The sequence below is a fragment of the Sphaerotilus sp. genome (assembly GCF_013299175.1).
Lineage (GTDB): Bacteria > Pseudomonadota > Gammaproteobacteria > Burkholderiales > Burkholderiaceae_C > Sphaerotilus.
On the sequence record NZ_JAAFKF010000092.1, the window covers coordinates 1 to 14,704 of the forward strand.

At 66.9% G+C, this 14,704-nt stretch carries 18 protein-coding genes, 1 tRNA gene and 1 pseudogene; 8 read left to right on the forward strand and 12 right to left on the reverse strand.

Annotated elements, in window-relative coordinates:
• The first annotated feature begins 67 nt into the window (after positions 1-67).
• From QZW52_RS14775 to QZW52_RS14785, 3 genes are read left to right on the forward strand one after another with little or no spacing between them, the layout of a single operon-like run.
• Positions 68-199, forward strand: coding sequence for a hypothetical protein (locus QZW52_RS14775; protein WP_294000209.1), 132 nt, complete (start codon positions 68-70; stop codon positions 197-199).
• Positions 196-996 carry a phage antirepressor KilAC domain-containing protein gene (locus QZW52_RS14780; protein WP_294000211.1) on the forward strand — a complete coding sequence of 267 codons (801 nt, stop codon included), beginning with the start codon at positions 196-198 and terminating at the stop codon, positions 994-996. Before QZW52_RS14775 ends, QZW52_RS14780 begins: the two co-directional genes overlap by 4 nt.
• Positions 993-1,922: a plasmid recombination protein gene (locus QZW52_RS14785; RefSeq protein WP_294000213.1), complete on the forward strand. Its 930-nt coding sequence runs from the start codon at positions 993-995 to the stop codon at positions 1,920-1,922. The genes QZW52_RS14780 and QZW52_RS14785 overlap by 4 nt, the downstream gene beginning before the upstream one ends.
• Before the next feature lie 432 nt (positions 1,923-2,354).
• On the opposite strand, the gene QZW52_RS14790 is transcribed toward QZW52_RS14785, so the two are convergent.
• Positions 2,355-2,636 (reverse strand): hypothetical protein, encoded by a 282-nt coding sequence (locus QZW52_RS14790; RefSeq protein ID WP_294000214.1) that lies wholly within the window; start codon positions 2,634-2,636, stop codon positions 2,355-2,357.
• Positions 2,637-3,957: 1,321 nt separating this feature from the next.
• Here QZW52_RS14790 and QZW52_RS14795 point away from each other — a divergent pair.
• Positions 3,958-4,701 (forward strand): hypothetical protein, encoded by a 744-nt coding sequence (locus tag QZW52_RS14795; RefSeq protein ID WP_294000216.1) that lies wholly within the window; start codon positions 3,958-3,960, stop codon positions 4,699-4,701.
• 148 nt (positions 4,702-4,849) lie between these two features.
• On the opposite strand, the gene QZW52_RS14800 is transcribed toward QZW52_RS14795, so the two are convergent.
• Both QZW52_RS14800 and QZW52_RS14805 read right to left on the reverse strand, forming a co-directional pair.
• A complete protein-coding gene (locus QZW52_RS14800; RefSeq protein ID WP_294000217.1) occupies positions 4,850-5,593 on the reverse strand; it encodes a helix-turn-helix domain-containing protein in 744 nt (247 codons plus the stop codon).
• Complete coding sequence (locus QZW52_RS14805; RefSeq protein WP_294000218.1) at positions 5,511-6,161, reverse strand: hypothetical protein; 651 nt, start codon at positions 6,159-6,161, stop codon at positions 5,511-5,513. The genes QZW52_RS14800 and QZW52_RS14805 overlap by 83 nt, the downstream gene beginning before the upstream one ends.
• Positions 6,162-6,302: 141 nt before the next feature.
• Here QZW52_RS14805 and QZW52_RS14810 point away from each other — a divergent pair, with 141 nt between their 5' ends.
• The 4 genes from QZW52_RS14810 to QZW52_RS14825 all read left to right on the forward strand — a co-directional run bounded on the left by QZW52_RS14810 (position 6,303) and on the right by QZW52_RS14825 (position 7,412).
• The gene (locus QZW52_RS14810; protein ID WP_294000220.1) at positions 6,303-6,521 is read left to right on the forward strand and encodes a hypothetical protein; all 219 of its coding nucleotides are present in this window, start codon (positions 6,303-6,305) and stop codon (positions 6,519-6,521) included.
• Between the two features lie 2 nt (positions 6,522-6,523).
• A complete protein-coding gene (locus QZW52_RS14815; protein ID WP_294000222.1) occupies positions 6,524-6,898 on the forward strand; it encodes a hypothetical protein in 375 nt (124 codons plus the stop codon).
• A 74-nt stretch (positions 6,899-6,972) separates the two neighbouring features.
• On the forward strand, positions 6,973-7,140 hold the full coding sequence (locus tag QZW52_RS14820) for a helix-turn-helix transcriptional regulator (protein WP_294000224.1): 168 nt from the start codon (positions 6,973-6,975) through the stop codon (positions 7,138-7,140).
• Positions 7,137-7,412, forward strand: coding sequence for a hypothetical protein (locus QZW52_RS14825; protein ID WP_294000226.1), 276 nt, complete (start codon positions 7,137-7,139; stop codon positions 7,410-7,412). The genes QZW52_RS14820 and QZW52_RS14825 overlap by 4 nt, the downstream gene beginning before the upstream one ends.
• A gap of 1,020 nt (positions 7,413-8,432) precedes the next feature.
• Here the strand turns inward: QZW52_RS14825 and QZW52_RS14830 are convergent.
• The 9 genes and pseudogenes from QZW52_RS14830 to QZW52_RS14870 all read right to left on the reverse strand — a co-directional run.
• On the reverse strand, positions 8,433-8,906 hold the full coding sequence (locus QZW52_RS14830) for a hypothetical protein (protein ID WP_294000228.1): 474 nt from the start codon (positions 8,904-8,906) through the stop codon (positions 8,433-8,435).
• Between the two features lie 89 nt (positions 8,907-8,995).
• Positions 8,996-9,229: a hypothetical protein gene (locus QZW52_RS14835; protein WP_294000229.1), complete on the reverse strand. Its 234-nt coding sequence runs from the start codon at positions 9,227-9,229 to the stop codon at positions 8,996-8,998.
• 200 nt (positions 9,230-9,429) lie between these two features.
• Positions 9,430-9,506: transfer RNA gene (locus QZW52_RS14840), tRNA-Pro, on the reverse strand.
• 61 nt (positions 9,507-9,567) lie between these two features.
• Positions 9,568-10,104: a MerR family transcriptional regulator gene (locus QZW52_RS19285; RefSeq protein ID WP_294000230.1), complete on the reverse strand. Its 537-nt coding sequence runs from the start codon at positions 10,102-10,104 to the stop codon at positions 9,568-9,570.
• Between the two features lie 53 nt (positions 10,105-10,157).
• Positions 10,158-10,520, reverse strand: a complete 363-nt coding sequence (locus QZW52_RS14850) for an integration host factor subunit alpha (RefSeq protein ID WP_294000233.1) — start codon at positions 10,518-10,520, stop codon at positions 10,158-10,160.
• A gap of 66 nt (positions 10,521-10,586) precedes the next feature.
• The gene (gene pheT, locus QZW52_RS14855; RefSeq protein ID WP_294000235.1) at positions 10,587-13,049 is read right to left on the reverse strand and encodes a phenylalanine--tRNA ligase subunit beta; all 2,463 of its coding nucleotides are present in this window, start codon (positions 13,047-13,049) and stop codon (positions 10,587-10,589) included.
• A gap of 25 nt (positions 13,050-13,074) precedes the next feature.
• A complete protein-coding gene (pheS, locus tag QZW52_RS14860) occupies positions 13,075-14,118 on the reverse strand; it encodes a phenylalanine--tRNA ligase subunit alpha (protein ID WP_294000237.1) in 1,044 nt (347 codons plus the stop codon).
• Positions 14,119-14,218: 100 nt separating this feature from the next.
• Positions 14,219-14,575 carry a 50S ribosomal protein L20 gene (gene rplT / locus QZW52_RS14865; protein ID WP_294000239.1) on the reverse strand — a complete coding sequence of 119 codons (357 nt, stop codon included), beginning with the start codon at positions 14,573-14,575 and terminating at the stop codon, positions 14,219-14,221.
• Between the two features lie 27 nt (positions 14,576-14,602).
• Positions 14,603-14,704: pseudogene (locus tag QZW52_RS14870) on the reverse strand (50S ribosomal protein L35); the annotation flags it as partial.

Here is a 14,704-nt window from a genome sequence, read left to right on the forward strand (position 1 = left end):
GCATCCGCCTGTCCGCCGTCGTGGCGCTGATGGCCGGCACCGCCGCCTAACCCCAGGAGCCGCAATTATGACTATCGCCCACCAGGCGAGCCATTGGCGTGCCCTGATCGACCTGATCCAGCGCAGTGCCTGTGCCATCGCGACCATGACGCCGGTGATCCTGCCGGCTTGCTGCCTCGTCGCCGGGGGTGCCCAGTGACCCACCGTCCAGCCACCACCACCGAGACGGCCGCCGCACTCGTGACCGTTGCAGACGGCCAGCCCGTCGCCACAACCGAGCGCATCGCCGAGGCCATCGGCCAGCAACACGCCAGCGTCATCAAGCTAATCCGCAAGCATCTTGTTGGCCTCATCGCGGCCGGTGGCCCAATCAGATTTGCGGTCCGAGTGGGCCGCCGCGGCGGTGCGCCAGTCGAGTACGCCGAGCTGACTCAGCCGCACGCCACCATGCTCATGCTGTTGCAGCGCAGCACGCCGCAGATCGCGGCCGCCAAGGTCAGGCTGGTTGCCGAGTTCTTCGGCGCGGCGCCGCCCGCGTCGCCGCCGCCGCCAGTGCCTGCCCTGCCCGCGGACTACAGCGCCGCCCTGCGCGCCCTGGCCGATGCCTACGACACCAGCCAGCGCATCACGCTGGCGCTGGCCGCCGCCGAGACGCGTATCTCCGACCAAGCCCCGGCTGTGGCCGCACAGGCTCGCTTAGCCGGATCGGATGGGTCAATGTCCCTGACCGATGCCGCCAAGTCGCTCCACATTGGTCCGCGCGCCTTCGCCGAGCGCCTGGCGGCGCTGGAATGGATCTATCGCCGCGACCTCGGCGACAGCCGCACAGGACCATGGCGGGCGCGTCAGACCCAGATCAATGCGGGCCGGATGTCGCACCGCGTAGCGGTCTACGTCGGGCGAGACGGTGGCGACCGCGCCACGGATCAGGCGATGGTGACGCCCGCCGGCATGGCGAAGCTGGCCGAGTTGCTGACCAAGGGGGCGACCGCATGAGTGCCGACGACCACCCGGACGCATGGGCGCCCGGTCTGCGGCTGCGGTTGAAGGCGTTGAACGTCAAGACCGTAGCCCGCGCCGCCGACCCCGGCGAGGTGCTGCCGGTCTGCCTGTCGCACAACCTGCGCACGGGCAACGAGGACCATCGCCACCGCTCTCGGATTGACCCGGCGCGCACTGGTGCCAATGAGGTGTTGCGAGGCCCAGCGTGCCCGCTGGTGGCTGCGGAGCTGGTGCGCAGCGTGCTGGAAGAGCTGGGCATCGTTCCTGCTCGCCGCGACACCATCATGGGCGTGGAGGCCGTGATTCAGGCCCCCGAGGGTGCCGACGTGCCCGCGTTCTGGTCCGAGTGCCTGACGTGGGCGGCTGGCCGGTATCAGCACATCGTCAGCGCCATCGTCCACCGCGACCAGTCCCGCCCGCATCTGCACGTCATCGCGCTGGCCGTGGCCGGTGGGAGGCTGGCCGGGAACGCGCTCACGTCAGGCGCTGGCCGGTTCACGCTGCAGAAACGCGAGTTCCTAGCACACATGCGCGACCGGCTGGGCTTGCGTCCTGACCGCCCAATGAAGACCCTGGCCGCGCTGGCGCTGACCACGGGCAAGGGCGCCAAGACGCACGCCGCCGCCGCCCGTAGAGACGCGAAGCTGGACCGCGAAGCCGGCGCCGATTGGAAGCGCGAGACGCTGGGCATGGGGGTTCATGGGCATGGGGGTTCAGAAACTGAATGTGTCGAAACGAGCAACCCCCATGCCCAAGAAAAAAGTGAACCCCCTTTATTGCGTATCCCTTCGACCTCGGACACGACCAGTTACAGGCGCGACATGAAGACCCGCAGACCAGCACCGAAGACCGCTGACTTCTGGCGCCACCGCAGACCGCCCGCCGTGCTGACACCACCACCGCATTGGGCCGCAGCATGACCAGACCCCCCACCAACGGGGACGGTCACGAGGACCAACCGGCCACTGGCAAGGACTTTCGTGCGGCGGCCAAGACCACCGACAAGGCGAGCGGTGAACAAATCGGTCTCCTGAAGAGCATCGAGCGCAAGCAGCCCGCCCAGGTCGAGCCGCCGTCCGTGCTATCGAAGGCCAAGGGTGTGCTGTCGAAACTGGCTGGGCTGTGGCGCCAGCAGGAACGACCGGTGGCTACCTCGACACCGACACCGCAGGCACCAGCTCCGGTCTCTGTGGCGCCGTCACCCATGGTGGCACCACCTCCGGTCCCTTTGGTGCTACCGGTTCGACCAGGCTCGACACCAGCACGCAGGCCACCGCCGACCATGGCGCCGAAAACACCAGCGCCAGCGCCGAACCCTTCACCGGCAGCAGGGCCGCAGATCGGCCTAGAGGTCAGGCAGGAGGTGGGGAAGGACGTGGCCGAAGGCGTTGTTCGCGGCATCGGCGGGAAGAACCCGGCGCCAGCGTCAGCTTCGACACCAACGCCACCGGCTCGATCTGCACCAGCCCCGACACCGAAGCCACCAGCACCAGCACCAGCACCAGCACCAGCACCAGCACCAGCACCAGCACCAGCACCAGCACCAGCACCGACACCGACACCGAAGCAACCAGCGCCAGCGCAGCCAGCACCAGCCCCTGTAGCACGAGGACCGCGGCGCCCAATGCCAGCATCGCGGGCCAGTCAGGCTCGTGATGGCCACTGGGCACAGCAGCGCGAGAACATCGTTGCCGCCGCTCAGGTTGTCGGCGTTGACCCTGGTGTGCTGGCTCGCATTGCTGCCTTCGAGTCCGGGTTCAACCACGATGCGGCGCCGATTGCACGCGATGCCGAGCGCAACACGGTTCGCCTGTTCGACGGCCGAATGGGCATCAGCAGCGCACACGGCCTCGGTCAGTTTACTGACGCGACCTGGCTCGACACGATCAACAGGTACGGTGCGGCACATGGAATCGCTGGCGCTGGCCAGCGTGGCGGACGGCCGGGGAGCCTGACAGCAGAACAAGCTCGCCAGTACCGGGCCGATCCGAGAGTTCAGGCCGCGATGCTGGCCGAGTTGACGCGGGACAACATGGAGTTGGGCCGGCGGATTGGGGGTGAAAGCGATGACGCCAATGTCTATGCCTTGCACAACCTCGGGGCCGGAGACGGGGCGCGACTGCTGCAGGCCGTGCGCAACAACCAGACCCTGACCGTTCGGGATGCGCTGGTGGCCGGCCGCGAAATCTCGCCCGGGGAGGCACGCCGCATCGAGGCAGTCATTCGCGGGAATCAGGCGCTGTATGGGGACGGGACAGGCTCGGTAGAGCGGGCCTACGCACGCATGGCCGGAGTGATGGCAGCCGGCGACCGCTACGCCGAGGCGGCACACACCCTGATGGCCGAGAGGAATCGGCCAGCATCAGCGCCAGCACCTGCTGTGCCTACGCCCCCGGCACCTGTCACGCCCCCGGCCGCACCGGCCCCGGCACCGCCCAGCCGATCAGCGTTGACGCGGGAGGCCCTGCGAGGGCTGCAGGCGCCACCCCCAGTCCAGGAAGGACCAAAAAGCCCAGACGTGCCACCCCCAGCGCCAGCACCCGCAGAGCGCCAGACCACCGCGCCCCACAGAACCGGGAACCGCCCGGACAAGCCGGCATCAGCGCCAGCGGGCATCTCCAGTTCAGGGGCGAAGCGGCCGGTGCAAGTTGTCGCGCTACGCCCCGCCGATGCATCGGCCGCTGCGGTGCCCCGCGCTCCAGTTTTCGCCGTGGTGGCCGCGCCCCCAGCCGCCCCGCCAGTGGCCGAGGTTGTCCGCGCAGAGCAGTACGCCCGCGACCGTGACGAGGAGCCGCCGGTCTTCGTCCAGCGCAGGGCAGGGCCGGTTGACCGGCAAATGGCGCACACAGCACAAGGCGCACGCGCACCCATCCCACGCCGCGATCCGTTCGAGGACGCATGACCGCACCAACCCAACGCCCACGAGACCATCACATGCAATCGCCAACCATGCCAATGAACTCTCTGACCCCCGACCAGCTCGACCTGCTTACCGCCGCCATGGCTTCGACTGCGAACTATGCCGCCGCGGAACGGTTGACCGCCGCCGCCCGCGCAGAGCTGGCGCTTCAGGACCGCCGTGGGCGCGAGAATGGCGCGACCGCCCGCATCGTGGATGCGATCCTGGCTGGATGCGATCCCGACGCTGTGGCCGAACACCTGGACAGCGAGGCCGCCGCGGTCGAAGCACGAGCCGCCGCCGCCCGCGACAGCCTGGCAGCCCTGCGTGTTCAACTTGACGCGCACCGCGTCCACCTTCGCCGACACGACGGCCACGTTTCAGCGATGGGCCGTTCATTGGCCGGCGAGGTGACGAGGCTCCAAGCGGTTGTGACAATGGCCGAGAACGCCCGAACCCGTGAGCTTCACGCCCTCACTTCAGGCGGGTTCACGATGGATCAGGCGATGAAGACGGTTGACCACTCCGAAGCTCGGGCGGTGGCGCGCAAGCTGGAGGCGCTGGCCGCCGCTGGCATCGACCCAGCCGATGCACCGCCGGTCCTGTCTGATGCGCAGATGACCGCTCAACAGCGCCAGCGGGCAGCACGGCTGCTGCCAGACCTGGAGCGCATCCAGGATTTTCAGCGCGATGCGGTGCGCGACGTTCGGGCGCTACCCGATTGGGTTCGTGCCGCCATCGAGGCCGGCGCCGTCGATCTCCACGACGACGAGAAGAACCGGAGGCTTATCCCCGCCTGACCGTCCTTTGGAATGGGTAGGTTTTGGGTAGTTTTTCGGCGCTGCAATGCTCAGAAAACCTTGTCAAAACCTTGCCTCGCCCTTGTCTCGCATGGTGGTGTTTTGGGGAGGGTTCGAAGAGTTGCAGAGGGCAGCGCCAGCCCTGCGTTCAGGCGTGAAGGGTGTCGGGCTGGCGCTGGTGGATGACACGGCCATGTGCCTCTGCGATGTCGGCGCGCAGCCGGTCGTGCAATCCGCAGCGGGCGCCCATATCGGCAACCGACAGCGCCAGCCGGTCAGCAGTTGCGATCAGCCGCGCACCGCCGATCAATTCATCATCGAAAAGCCGTTCGTTTCGCTCGCGGCAGTTGGCAATGGCCCCGAGTAATTCGCCTACCAGCCCGCCAAGTCGATTCCAACCCGCCTCGGCCTCTGCTGCAGCGCGTGGCAAGCTGGTGCAGGCCGTAGCGACGGCACCAACCGCCGCTTCGATGGCGGAGCGAGCTTGCCGAATCGCTTCGCGCCGGGTTGCTTCCATGCGGTCGGGGTCTTCCTCAGGTGAGCAGCCGCAGAGGTACTCCACGGAGACGCCAAGATGCGCCGAGAGAAGCAACAGGCCGGCCAGTGGTGGGGTTCGCTCCCCGCTTTCCCACAGCGAAAGCTGTGTGCCGTTCTTGTGGCCGATCTTCAGCGCCAGCACTTTTCCCTCAAGCCGGCATGCCTTTCTTGCCCTGATGATCCGCTGGCCAACCAGCTTCTGAAATTCAACCTGGTTGCGAACGTCCTCCCCTGCCAGTATTTCTCGCACGGCCGGGTCAAGCCATCGTGGTTCAGCGTCCACAGGCGCGGCATCCTGTACCTCGGGGTGGTGGGCGGTGTAGTCCGGGTCCAGGGTCGGGCAGAAGTCGAGCATCGGGCGTTCCGGTGGAGGTGGTGCCGGCATTGTCGTGCTGGTGCTGGACGTTCATCCAGTGTCCCGGATCTTCGTGGGTGTCGAACGTGCCGGAAATTTTCCGGGCACGTTCGACACCCACGAAAAACCGGGGCTTCACGGAATAGGGGGTGTCCGAAATTTTCCGGACTGCCTTCAACGCGCACCAGGTGGGCGAGCTTGCCCGTTCGTTCTGGATCATGCCGACCGCGAAGGGGGCGCGCTCGATGCCGTCGCTTGGCGATTCACCCACCCCCTGCAGAATCAACGACTTGACCCCCGTTCCAACCGTGAACCACGGTTGCGCAACGGTGCGCCACTGCTGGCCGGGATGCCAACCAGACAGGGAAAGTGCGCTTCCGCACCGCCTGCGCTGCTGGCCGAGCAAAGCGCGATTTCGTGCTTTGGGCTGGCGCTGGTCCACGCTGCTGGTGTACGATTGCACCGTCACTGCACACCAGTGACACGGGTTTTGCAGCCCGGCAGATTTGGCGCAGTAGCCGCGCCACGAGGCAGCGGCTTTTTCACGTCCTTGACGTGCTGCGCGCATGGTTCCGTCTATGGCGGGTCCGTGTTGGGGAACCGCAAGGTTCGCCGGTCCCAAATCCCGGTCTGCAAACCCGACACGCGCCCGCCACCCTCGTTTTGCAGCGGGGGAGGCAGGTTCAAGACCTGTTGATTTGGAGCCATCATGGCTGACACCCTCATTGCGCCTACGTCGCGCCGCACCCTGCTGCGCCTTCCTGCGCAACCGTCCCCCCGTCCGTCGCCTGTTGCCAAGTACGCACGCGCCCACATGCTGCGACTGGCGCGCAAGCTCGCAGACCGTGCCGCCCTCAAGCGCGCTGCACTGCGCGCCCGTGCCTTCGAGGCAGTCGCCGCTGACCGCCTGACGACCGGGAGGGGCTGAGCATGTTCGACAACATCGAATCCGGCCCGGACGTGGCCGGCGGCGCCGCATCGCCTGCCCGCAACCTGAACACCTATGTGCCCGCCGCCCCGGTGCAGACCGAAGCCAAGCGCACGCAGGATCTGGCCGCAGGGCTTGCCACCGTGCTGGCGCTGCTGGACCGAGACGAACTGGCCGTTGAACTGGCCGAGTTCGACGGGATCGAGGTCAAGCGCGCCTTCTCCGCACAGGACCGCTGCGAGCTGATGCAGATGTCCATCGCCGTGGCCCGCGACATCGCCGAGAGCGCGGCCCGGCATCGACAGTGGGCGGATCGGCACGCCGTCGTGGTCAGCGGCGCCGCCATGGTTCTGCCGGCCGGGGAGGATCTGTCGTGAGGGCAAGCGCCACCGCCGACAATTTCACCCGCGCACCCACCCAACCTATTGAAGCTGCGGCGGTGCCTGGGTCCATGCTGCGGATCGCCACCGTGACGGCCATTACCGGCCTGTCCAAGCGGACCATCTACCGGATGATGGCCGGCGGCGAGTTCCCACAGTCGGTTCATCTGTCACCGCGTTGCACGGCTTGGCGACAGGGCGATGTGGCGGGGTGGGTTGCATCGCGGGGTGTGGCATGACCACCGCCACTCCAGGCCCGTGGTCCTTCGATGCTGCGCATGGTGCCGTCCTGGCTGACGGTCACGCTGTGGCTGTGCTGTGCTTCCACGGTGCCGAGAGCATGGCCCAAGAGGACGCAAACGGCCGTCTGCTGGCCGCTGCCCCTGAGCTGCTGCGATGCGCCTTGCTGGCGCTGGAAGAGCTGCAGAAGGCCGAACGGCTGCACCGACTGGCCGGCGTAGACCTGCGCCCGCTGGAAGCCGCCATCAAGGCTGCCTCGCCACTGCCGTGACCACCGCCCGGCGCTGACCGGGCAACCCCACCACCAACCGCGAGCAGCGCCAGCAATGGCGCCGCTTGCCTGCGCACGCCTGCACGTCACGCATCGGGGGAGTCTTCACGGACTTGTCGCCCCCGGCCGCGTCCCGGTTCGACCTGCGCAGTACCACCCGGCAAGAGCGAGAGCCTGCGGAGCCGGGGCACAGAGGCTGCAAGCCGTGACGTGCGCAGGAGAGGTGCCCAGACCTTGAACACGGCCGCTGCAGGCGCTGGAACCAGCCTGCGGCCCCCGAATGCGACCGACCGCCCGACCGACGGCCCGGACACGCAAGGGGCACCAGCCCGAACCAGTCACCCGGCTGGCAAGGGTGAAGCCTGCCCCTTCGCTCCCTCCCTTCCTCCCTCTGGCCCCTTCCCCGAAGAGATGAAGACAAGTCCCCCGATGCGCAGCGAGCCGGCGCAGACGCTGCCCAGGCGCACCAGAGAGAGAAGTCTTTCAATCGGTCTTCCCTTGGGGTAGTGGAACCCGCCCGCCGATCGGTGGCGCAAGCCACATGCACCCCCCAGCAGGCGAGACGAGCCGGACCACCGCATGGATTGGCGGAAGTGCGTTTCAGCACATCGGCTTACCGTTCAGCCGATGTGCGCCACTGGCGACGAAATTCGTCCGCACAGTTCGCCAGGAGACCATAACCGCCATGCGTCCGAGTTTCGGACGGATGCGGCCGATCTGGCGAGCCGGTGGGGGGCAGCCAATGCTGAACCTGCCTTCAACCAAGGTTCAACCAAGGTTCAACCGAGGGTGGCCGATGTGCGGAATCTGCAGAACGACCCGAGCGCCTGAAGCAGTGGTCCAGACCAGAACTGGGCTTTGGCAGGCGCCGCTCCGGTCTTTCCCGGTTCGGGCTTGATGGTGCCGCACAGGTGCCTTGCTCCGGGTTCGGACAGGCGATGATCGACAACATGCAGTGGACTGCCCGGAGAGACTCGAACTCCCGACCCTTCAGGGCTTCGTCTCGCTTAGGCAGCCTGGTCAGAAGTCAATGGGGCGCAACACGAAGGTGGACTGGGCGCTCACCGCAGACCGGCGCCACACGGCGGCCCAGCCCTGCCGGCAGCACGTCTCCAGCGCCTCCTGCAGCGTCAGGCCGGCCTTGCCGGCTTCGGCTCGGATGCTGTCAACTGCCGTCGAGGTGACGACGGCTTTCTTGGCCTTGCGCAGTGCCAGCCAGTCGGCCCAGACCTTGACATCGACCCCCTCGGGAGCCGCAGGCGGCGCGGCGCGCTTGGCGCGTTGTGTTTGTATTCCTTCTTTCTCTTCTGGGTATTGGGTAATGGGAGGTGGGTACTGGGTAGCCGTTGCAGGCGTTTCAGGTGCCGTTGCAGGTGACGGCGGCACGAACGTTTCAGGCGCCGTTGCAGGTGCTTCGGTTTGCGTTGCCGCTTCCGTGGCGGAAACGGTGGCTGCCCGCGACAGGTCGGCCACGAGTGCGCGCAGCTCGCCCATGCCGATGTTCCAGGCTGCGTGCTGCCCGGCATCCCGGAGAGACTCGAACTCCCGACCCTTCAGGGCTTCGTCTCGCTTAGGCAGCCTGGTCAGAAGTCAATGGGGCGCAACACGAAGGTGGACTGGGCGCTCACCGCAGACCGGCGCCACACGGCGGCCCTGATCTGTCGGGCATTGGAGGCCAGCAAGTCCTGGAAGCTGATGTCGTGACGGTCGGGCGTGAAACGCGCTCTGCAGACCGATTCACTCAGGTAGGCGGTCACTTTGGTCTTGGCCAGTGTGACCTGTGCGAGGCCAGCGGACTTGTTGAGCTGAAAGCTCATGGGGGAAGACTTCCCGTGATGATGAAGTTGGATTTGTGATCCTTGTAGATGGTTTGAGGCAGTGCCGCCGGGAGCGGCGGTGATTCATCGGTGTGGTGACAGCCAGCGCGGAACGGTGACCGAACGGTGACCAAAACACGAGCTGCAGCCAGAAAGGCCAATGGGCTAGCTCCTTGTGAGAGCTAACCCATTGAATTCATTGGTCGGGACGGTGGGATTCGAACTCACGACCCCTTGCACCCCATGCAAGTGCGCTACCAGGCTGCGCTACGCCCCGACTGCTGAGAAAGAGATTCTATGCTGAGCAACACCCTGCCGTCCAGTGTTCGAGCGATTTTTTAATCAATGCCTGCCGTGCTGCTGTCCACGTCCAGCAGCGCACGGATGGCGAGCAGCTCATCGCGCAGGCTCCGGGCACCACTGCGCACCAGCGCGTCGCGGGCGACCTGCGGCGTGGGCACGTCCGCCGCGAGGTGCGGACGCATGGGCAGAGGCGCCACCAGCGGCGGTGTGCCATGCATCGGCGCCAATGCCCAGGCGCTGCCACCAAGGACCATGTGCGCAATGGAGAGGTCCTCATCCGCCGGCACATCGTCTTCGAGCGCACGCGCCGCGGCGGGGCCAAGCTCGGCCAGCCGGTTGCGCGCGCCGCTGATGGTGAAGCCCTGTTCATACAGCAAATCGCGGATGCGCCGGATCAGCAGCACTTCGTGGTGCTGGTAGTACCGGCGGTTGCCGCGCCGCTTGACAGGGCGGAGCTGCGCGAATTCCTGCTCCCAGTAGCGCAGCACATGCGGTTTGACACCGCACAGCTCGCTCACCTCACCGATGGTGAAGTAGCGTTTGTCAGGGATTGCTGGAAGCAGGATTTCCATTGCAAATCAATGGGTTCGGAGCGTCGAGGGAAGTCGGCGGGATGGCGCTGACTTTACTCGAAGTCACCTTCTGGCGGGATGTCGCCCTGCACCACGGCCTTGAGCTTGTGGCTGGCGTGGAAGGTGACGACGTTGCGCGCCCGGATCGGGATGGACTCGCCGGTGCGCGGGTTGCGGCCCGGACGCGGGGCCTTGCGGCGCACCTGGAAGTTGCCGAAACCCGAGAGCTTCACGTCGTCCCCGCGGGCCAGCGACGCATGGACGAACTCGAAGAACGCTTCCACCATGTCCTTGGATTCGCGCTTGTTCAGGCCGAGCCGCTCGAAGAGCAGCTCTGCCAGCTCGGCCTTGGTGATCGTGGGCGCATCGTCATCGTCCTCGCCATCGGTCAGCAGGAAGTCGCGTTCTTCATCCATGGGCGGTGGGTCCGTGCGGCAGGTCGGGTCGTTCGGTCGGAGGCAGGGGCTTCACGCGCGGCAAGCTCACGCACCACGCAGGCGCACGCCCAGGCCACGCTGCACCGCGTCGAGCGCCGCCTTGACAGCCTCGTCGCTGCGGACATCGGTGAGCGGTGCGTCATCATCGAGCAACTCCAGCCGGATCGCCAGACTGCGCTCGCCAAGCTCGAAGCCAGCAGCACCGACAGCCGGCCGGTAGACATCGAACAGCTTCGCGCTGCGCAGCAGCCCCCCCGTGGAGGCCCCCAGCAGGCTGGCGATCACCGCGTCATGGCCCACCGCCTCGCCGACGATGAGGGCGATGTCGCGCGTGACAGCCTGTTGACGGGCCACCGGTTGGTAGGCCGGCACGTCGCGCGCCAGCAGCGCCGGCACGTCCAGCTCGAACAGCACCGGTGCGCCCTGCCCCGCCGGCAGTTCGTAGGCTTGGCGCCAGCGCGGGTGCAACTCGCCGACGAAGCCGATCGCCACGCCGTCCAGCTCAACACAGACGCAGCGGCCAGGGTGCATCGCAGGGTGTTCGGCCGCCACGAAGCGCGCCACCTGCGGGGCGACCAGCGCCTCGACATCGGCCTTCACGTCGAAGAAATCGACCGACCGCTCCTTCAAGCCCCACTGCACTGGCTCGGCGGCACCCCAGACAAGACCGGCCACGCGCAGCGGCTGGTCGATGCCGACCACACTCTGCTCGCTGGTCTGCACCGCGGCATCGCGCTTGAACACGCGGCCGAGTTCGAACACGCGCACCCGCGGCGCACGGCGCGTCAGGTTGTGCCGCAGCACCTGCACCAGACTGCCGATGAGGCTGGAACGCATCACCGACAGCGGCGCGGCGATCGGATTCAGCAGGCGGATCGGGTCCGGGTTGCCGGCAAGTTCGGTTTCCCAGCGCTCCTCGACGAACGAGAAGTTGATCGTTTCCTGGTAATCCAGCGCGGCCACCGCACGGCGCAGCGCGTAACCACCGCGTTGGGCTTCCGGGCGCACGCGGGCAGTCACCGGGGCGACCGGCGCGGTCAGCGGGAGCTGGTCGAAGCCGATGACGCGGATGATCTCCTCGATCAGATCCTCTTCGATCTCGATGTCGAAACGCCAGCTCGGCGGCGTCACGGTCAGCACGCCATCCGACTCGGTGAACGACAGGCCCAGGCGCGTAAGCACCTCGGCGCACTGCGCTTGCATCACCGGCATCCCGATGACCTTGGCGGCACGGGCGATGCGCAACGACACCGGCTGCTTCGCCGGCAGGTTCACGATCGCGTCCGTCACCGGGCCGCACGCCGTCGCCTCGCTGCCGCAGATCTGCTGGATCAGCGTGGTGATGCGCTCGATGCGCTCGACGGTGTGGGCGGGATCGACGCCGCGCTCGTAGCGGTGGCCAGCGTCGGTGCTGAAGTTGTAGCGGCGCGAGCGGCCGGCCACCGCGTCAGGCCACCAGAAGGCGGCTTCGACATAGACGTTGGTCGTGTCGTCGTTCACCGAGGTCGCGTCGCCGCCCATGATGCCGGCGAGCGATTCGACCGCCTGCGTGCCATCCGGACGGGTATCGGCGATGACCCCGACCTGCGCATCGACGGTGATGGTGTTGCCGTTGAGCAGCTTGAGCGTCTCGCCCTCGCGGCCCCAGCGCACGGTCAGGCCGCCGTGGATCTTGTCGAGGTCGAAGATGTGCGTCGGCTGGCCGGTCTCGAACATGACGTAGTTCGAGATGTCCACCAGCGCACTGACCGAACGCTGGCCGCAACGGGCCAGGCGATCGACCATCCACGCGGGCGTTTTCGCCTTGGTGTCGATGCCGCGCACGATGCGGCCGGAGAAGCGTCCGCACAGGTCGGGCGCCTCGACGGTCACGGGCAGCGTCTCGTCCAGCGTCGGCACGACCGGCGCGGTCGGCAGCGGCTTCAGCGGCGCGCCGGTCAGCGCGGCGACCTCGCGCGCCACGCCGTAGACGCTCAGCGCGTGGCCGAGGTTGGGCGTGAGCTTGAGCGTGAACAGCGTGTCGTCGAGGTTCAGGAACTGGCGGATGTCCTGGCCGATCGGCGCATCGGCGGGCAACTCCAGCAGGCCGCCATGGTCCTCGGACAGCTTCAGCTCGCGGGCAGAGCACAGCATGCCCTGGCTCTCGACGCCGCGCAGCTTGCCCTTGCCGATCTTGAACGGCTTGCCGTCCTCGCCCGGCGGCAGTTCGGCGCCGACGGTGGCCAGCGGAATCTTGATGCCAGCGCGGGCGTTCGGGGCGCCGCAGACGATCTGCAGCGGGCCATCCTTGCTGTGCGGGCCGGCATCCACGGTGCAGACGCGCAGGCGGTCGGCGTTCGGGTGCTGCTCGGCGGTGAGGATGTCGGCGACGACGATGCCGGTGAACGGCGGCGCGACCGGCTGGAGTTCTTCCACTTCCATGCCGGACATGGTGAGCAGGTCGGCGAGCTGTTGCGTGGTCAGGTCAGGGTTGCAGTACGCGCGCAACCACGATTCGGGGAATTGCATCTCAGGTGTCCTTGTCGGTGGCGGATCAGCGGAACTGGCCGAGGAAGCGCAGATCGCCCTCGAAGAACAGCCGCAGGTCGTTGACGCCGTAGCGCAGCATGGTCAGCCGATCCGGCCCCATGCCGAACGCAAAGCCGATGTACCGCTCGGGATCAAGCCCGTAGTTGCGCACCACGTTCGGATGCACCTGACCCGAGCCAGCCACTTCCAGCCAGCGCCCCTTGAGCGGCCCGGACGAAAAGGCGATGTCCACCTCCGCCGACGGCTCGGTGAACGGGAAAAACGACGGCCGGAAGCGCAATTGCAGGTCGTCTGTCTCGAAGAAGGTACGGAAGAAATCGGTGAACACCGCCTTCAGATCCTTGAACGACACGTTCTCGCCGATCCACAGACCTTCGCACTGGTGAAACATCGGCGAGTGGGTGGCGTCGCTGTCCACGCGGTAGGTGCGGCCCGGCGCGATGACGCGGATCTCGGGCATCGGGTCTTTGCCGGCGTGCGCAGCGGCGTGCTGGCGGGCGTAGCGGACCTGCATCGGCGAGGTGTGCGGTCGCAGGCACAACGGGCGGCCCGCTTCGTCGTTCATGTCCACGTAGAACGTGTCCTGCATCGAACGCGCCGGGTGGTTTTCCGGGTTGTTCAAGGCGGTGAAGCTGTACCAGTCGGTCTCGATCTCGGGACCATCCGCCACGTCGAAGCCCATGGAGCCGAAGATCTGCTCGATGCGCTCCAGCGTGCGCGACACGGGGTGCAGACCACCGACGCCGCGACCGCGGCCGGGCAGCGTCACGTCGAGCGCCTCGGCCTTCAACTGCGCCTGCAACTCGGCTTCGGCGAGGGCTTGGCGGCGGGCCGTCAGCGCGGCTTCGATGCGCTGCTTGGTCTCGTTGATGGCGGCACCGCGGGTCTTCTTCTCTTCAGGCGACAGCTTGGCCATGCCCTTGAGCAGCTCGGTCACTTGGCCGGACTTGCCGGTGTAGCGCGCCTTGGCGTCTTCGAGCTGGGCGGGGGTGAGCGCGGCGGCAAAATCGGCTTGCGCGGCCTGCACGAGTTGATCGAGATCGTTCATCGGGAGACTGGAGTAGACAGACAAGAAAAAAGGCCGAACGCAGTGTCGGCCTTTTTTGTGTGACGCGGGAACCGGCTTGCACCGGCCCGGCGCGTCAGGCTCAAGCGAGCTGGGCCTTCACCTTCTCGACGATGCTGCCGAATGCGGCAGGATCGTTGACAGCCAGATCGGCGAGCACCTTGCGGTCCACGTCGATACAGGCCTTCTTCAGACCGGCCATGAACTTGCTGTAGGTCAGACCCAGCGCGCGCGAACCGGCGTTGATACGCGCAATCCACAGGCGGCGGAATACACGCTTCTTGGCACGGCGGTCACGGTACGCGTACTGACCCGCCTTCATCACCGCCTGTTTGGCGATCCGATAGACGTTCTTGCGGCGGCCGCGGAAACCCTTGGCAAGGGCGAGGACTTTCTTGTGACGAGCGCGGGCGGTAACACCACGTTTGACGCGAGGCATGTGATGACTCCTTCGTGTTGTGGTGGATTACAGACCGGCGAACGGCAGCATCTGTGCCATGTGACCCATGTTGGTCTCATGCACAGCGGTCGTTCCACGCAGGTGGCGCTTGGTCTTGGTGGACTTCTT

What these genes read in the sequence shown, in the direction of transcription:
- QZW52_RS14790 (WP_294000214.1), bottom strand. Translation starts at nt 2,636, where the DNA reads ATGCTGGCATTGGGCGCCGCGGTCCTCGTGCTACAGGGGCTGGTGCTG.
- QZW52_RS14795 (WP_294000216.1), top strand. Translation starts at nt 3,958, where the DNA reads ATGAACTCTCTGACCCCCGACCAGCTCGACCTGCTTACCGCCGCCATG.
- QZW52_RS14820 (WP_294000224.1), top strand. Translation starts at nt 6,973, where the DNA reads ATGCTGCGGATCGCCACCGTGACGGCCATTACCGGCCTGTCCAAGCGG.
- QZW52_RS14800 (WP_294000217.1), bottom strand. Translation starts at nt 5,593, where the DNA reads ATGCTCGACTTCTGCCCGACCCTGGACCCGGACTACACCGCCCACCAC.
- QZW52_RS14775 (WP_294000209.1), top strand. Translation starts at nt 68, where the DNA reads ATGACTATCGCCCACCAGGCGAGCCATTGGCGTGCCCTGATCGACCTG.
- QZW52_RS19285 (WP_294000230.1), bottom strand. Translation starts at nt 10,104, where the DNA reads ATGGAAATCCTGCTTCCAGCAATCCCTGACAAACGCTACTTCACCATC.
- QZW52_RS14850 (WP_294000233.1), bottom strand. Translation starts at nt 10,520, where the DNA reads ATGGATGAAGAACGCGACTTCCTGCTGACCGATGGCGAGGACGATGAC.
- QZW52_RS14785 (WP_294000213.1), top strand. Translation starts at nt 993, where the DNA reads ATGAGTGCCGACGACCACCCGGACGCATGGGCGCCCGGTCTGCGGCTG.
- QZW52_RS14835 (WP_294000229.1), bottom strand. Translation starts at nt 9,229, where the DNA reads ATGAGCTTTCAGCTCAACAAGTCCGCTGGCCTCGCACAGGTCACACTG.
- QZW52_RS14825 (WP_294000226.1), top strand. Translation starts at nt 7,137, where the DNA reads ATGACCACCGCCACTCCAGGCCCGTGGTCCTTCGATGCTGCGCATGGT.
- QZW52_RS14805 (WP_294000218.1), bottom strand. Translation starts at nt 6,161, where the DNA reads ATGCGCGCAGCACGTCAAGGACGTGAAAAAGCCGCTGCCTCGTGGCGC.
- QZW52_RS14830 (WP_294000228.1), bottom strand. Translation starts at nt 8,906, where the DNA reads ATGGGCGAGCTGCGCGCACTCGTGGCCGACCTGTCGCGGGCAGCCACC.
- QZW52_RS14815 (WP_294000222.1), top strand. Translation starts at nt 6,524, where the DNA reads ATGTTCGACAACATCGAATCCGGCCCGGACGTGGCCGGCGGCGCCGCA.
- rplT (WP_294000239.1), bottom strand. Translation starts at nt 14,575, where the DNA reads ATGCCTCGCGTCAAACGTGGTGTTACCGCCCGCGCTCGTCACAAGAAA.
- pheT (WP_294000235.1), bottom strand. Translation starts at nt 13,049, where the DNA reads ATGCAATTCCCCGAATCGTGGTTGCGCGCGTACTGCAACCCTGACCTG.
- pheS (WP_294000237.1), bottom strand. Translation starts at nt 14,118, where the DNA reads ATGAACGATCTCGATCAACTCGTGCAGGCCGCGCAAGCCGATTTTGCC.
- QZW52_RS14810 (WP_294000220.1), top strand. Translation starts at nt 6,303, where the DNA reads ATGGCTGACACCCTCATTGCGCCTACGTCGCGCCGCACCCTGCTGCGC.